Source organism: Mucilaginibacter sp. (assembly GCF_039921305.1).
Taxonomy (GTDB): Bacteria; Bacteroidota; Bacteroidia; order Sphingobacteriales; family Sphingobacteriaceae; genus Mucilaginibacter.
The window spans coordinates 1-3,943 of the sequence record NZ_JBDSCA010000063.1 but is presented as its reverse complement, the minus strand read 5'-3'; the positions used below and the strand labels follow the sequence as shown (position 1 = coordinate 3,943).

The following is a 3,943-nucleotide window of genomic DNA, read 5'->3' as shown; positions in this document are numbered from 1 at the left end:
GGTACAGGTAATGACGGATCAGCAGGTATCAATGCAATCAAACAAGCCGGTGGAATAGTTATTATTCAAGACCCGCAAACTGCCGGTTTTAATGGAATGCCCCTTGCTGCCATCTCTACAGAATGCGCAGATATGATCCTTTCGCCGGAAGCTATGCCCCAAGCGATTGAGGATTATGTTAAAGATGGAACATTAGATGCACTCACAGAACAGAAAGATGTTCAGATAAATGAGGATGAACTCGCTAAAATTTTTGACCTGATCAAAGGAAACCTGCCGCTGGATTTCTCAGATTATAAACGTCCGACCATTGTCAGGAGAATTAAAAGGCGCATGGTTGAGCATAATTTTAATACGATTGATAAATATTTTAAGTTTTTAAAAAGCAATAATGCCGAGGTTGTTTTGCTGGCAAATGATTTTTTGATAAGCGTAACCTCCTTTTTCAGAGACCCGCAAGCCTTTAAAATTATTCAGGAAACCGTCATTCCTGCGATCTTTGAAAAAAATAAAGATGGAATTATTAAGATATGGGTAGCCGGTTGCGCTACCGGAGAGGAAGCTTATTCTATGGCTATCCTGGTTAAAGAATACCTGAATGAAAATCCCCAAAATATAGATGTAAAAATATTTGCTTCGGATATCAGTAGGGCCGCACTCGATACCGCATCTAAGGGCATTTACCAAAATAGCATTGAAAATTCGGTTTCTACGGAAAGACTTCAACAATTTTTCACGAAAGAAGGTACAGCCTATAAAATTAAACACGAGATCAGGAAGATGCTGATATTTGCACAGCATGACTTAGTTAAGAATCCCCCTTATTGTAATATTGATTTGCTTAGCTGTCGTAACTTGCTGATATATCTTAATGTAGCATTGCAGCAAAAGGTTTTTGCAATGATGCACTTTGGATTGAAAAAAGGCGGCTATCTCTTTTTGGGCCCAAGTGAAAATGCTGCTGTCCTCAAAGACGACTTTGAGGAAATTAGCGGGAAATGGAATATACTGCAAAGTAACAAAAATGGACGTGCAGTAAAATTTGACACTTTTGCATCGCAGGTTATTGAAAGTGTGAAGACGACCCAAATGGAAGTGAGTAAAAACAGCTTCACGTCTGGTTCGGGTGCGGAGATCGGCGATCAGATCACTAATGCACTTCTAAATGAATCTAAATTCATTGGCGTTTGTACGGATGAAAATTTGGTCGTGGTAAAATCTTTTGGCAATACCACACGGTACCTCAAAAATATCAATTTCAATCATAATCTTAATGACCTTTTGCCTGATAAAATTTCGACGATCTTTAAAGCAGCCGCTCACAAAGCGCTAAAGTTGAACGAGCGGGTTGTACTTAATGAACTTAAACTGAGTAAGACCGATGATAGTAAAATCAGGGTTATAAATATTGTTCTTAGCCCGTTCTATTTAGATAAGTCAGAAGAACGGTTATTGCTGGTTCTGTTTACAGACGAAAATGTGAAAGTAACTGAAAAAAATATAATCAATGTTGAGGATACTAATGAAGTATCCAGAGAACATGTGATCAGTTTGGAACAGGAAGTTGCTGAATTAAAGCAGAACTTATCAGTTGCGAACGGTAAAATCGAAAACTCTAATGAGAATATGCAGTCCTTTAACGAAGAACTGCAATCAGCTAATGAGGAGATGCAATCTGCCAATGAAGAGATGCAGAGCACGAACGAAGAACTACAATCTGTCAATGAGGAACTGCAAACGATCAACAAGGAACATCAAATGACAATTGATGAGTTGACGGATATGAACGATGACCTCAATAATTATTTCCGTAGCAATACCAATGGTCAACTCTTCGTAGATAGGAATCTCTTACTAAAAAGGTATTCCCCCGCAGCGGTTAAGCATATTAATATCAGGGAAAGCGATATAGGTCGTCCATTAAGTAATATTACAACCAATATTAAATTAGAGACCTTAATTGAAGATATCAAAAAAGTAATTCTTGATGAAGCTGTTATTACGAAAGAAGCGGAAGCATTAGACGGCAAAGTATACCAGGTGATGACGATGCCTTATCTGAAAAAAGGCAGCAAAAGGGCCGACGGCGCTATCATTAGTTTTTATGAAATTACCGAATTGAAAAAGCTTTTAGGTGATCTGGATATAAGCAACAAAGACTTAACTGATTCAGTATTGGCTATAGAGCACAGTCGGGAGAAAGTAAGCCTGTTGCTGGCGAAAGAAAAAGAGTTGAATGTTCTGAAGAGCCGATTTGTTTCTATGGCCTCCCATGAGTTTAAAACTCCGCTTACTTCGATTCAACTCGCCGGCGAAATGATTGGTAAAATAGCACTTGAAAGCGATAATAAAATACTAATTAGGTTTGCGGACACCCTCCGAAACCAAACTAAAAATATGACCAGTATTTTAAATGATTTTTTGTCCTATGAGCTACTGGCTTCAGGTAAGATCAAGCCAATCGTTACTGAGTTCGATGTGGTGTCTTTTGCTGAAGAGATCACCCAGGATATGCAACTTTTAACGGGGCAGGCTCAAGGTATAGTCTTCCAACATTCTGGAACAGAACGGCGGATAAAACTTAATCCTTCATTGCTTAAAAATTGTGTCATCAATTTGATAAGCAATTCTATTAAGTATTCCGGAAAAGATTCATTGATAAAATTTAATACAAAAATCAATAAGGGTCTTTTTACGATGATCATTAAAGACAATGGAATAGGCATTCCAAAAGAGGATCAAAAGCATTTGTTTCAAGAATTCTTCAGAGCGCACAATACGGGTAACATCCCCGGAACCGGGTTAGGTTTGAATATTGTTAAACGCTATATTGATTTAATGAATGGTGAGATCAAATTTGTCAGTGTAGTTGACAAGGGAACAACATTTACTATTACTTTTCCGATGAATGGAAAATGAGCAAAAGGTTGATGGTTACCCCCGAAGTCGGTCATAAGGATCGACTTTGGTATTAGCGCATGAGTAAGGTTATTGCTATCCCTTTTCTTAAAAGATTAACCGCCCCTTTCCAGGTATTGCAAAACCGGGTGTTTTCAACTTTGTATTTTGCGGAATCGATAAGTCTTTTGGGTGATGCGTTCACATGGACCGGACTTGCATTATTAGCCTTCCAGTTCGGAAAAGAAAAATCGGCCATTATTTTAGCGACCGCTTTAACTTTGCGGGTTACTTCTTTTATTATCTTCTCACCGTTTGCGGGTGTGCTGGCGGACCGGGTAAGCCGGAAAACCATTTTATATACCACCCATTTTATCAGGATGGCTATTGTCGCCTGTCTGCCTTTTGTTAACCAGGAATGGCAGATCTACGTGCTTGTTTTTTTACTTAATATATTTAATGCCTTTTTTACGCCTACCTATCGTGCGGTTATACCGCAAGTGGTTGATCATGCCAATTACAGGCAGGCAGTAGGTTTGTCTACAGCAACTTTTCAGACCTTAGGCGTATTGGGACCCGGTTTAGCGGGGATATTGGCCGTTTGGTTTGGTGCAAGAGACATCTTTTTTATTGATGCCGCTTCGTTCGTTATCGCTGCTATTCTGATATTGATGCTTCCGGCAGCCAAACTACAACACGCCATAAAGAAAAATGAAAAGGCATTCACCGCCTGGCATGATGCGATCAAAGGGATACATCTCTTGTTTAAAAATCCGCTGATCCGCTTCGCCTTGTTTATAGAATTTGTTTCAGCGATTGCGGGAGCACAAATATTGGTGAATACAGTGGGCCATATTAAAAGTGGCTTGCATTTAGACGATAAGCATTACGGCTGGGCAATGGCGGCATTTGGGATCGGTGCCAGTATAGCAGCGTTTGTGGCTGGCAGTTTTGATAAAACGAAAACACGCAGGTTATCATTGATAATTGGCGCGACAGTGTTGGCGGTCACCATTTCCATCACTAATTTCGTCGGTTATCCGGT

The 3,943-nt window shown here is 39.6% G+C and carries 2 protein-coding genes; both read left to right on the top strand.

Features of this window, described 5'->3' with window-relative positions; translation table 11 throughout:
• On the top strand, positions 1–2,919 hold a 2,919-nt coding region (locus tag ABIN91_RS18995), incomplete at its 5' end, for a CheR family methyltransferase (protein ID WP_348053023.1).
• Positions 2,920–2,978: 59 nt separating this feature from the next.
• The coding region (locus ABIN91_RS18990) for an MFS transporter (RefSeq protein ID WP_348053022.1) at positions 2,979–3,943 on the top strand (965 nt) is incomplete at its 3' end.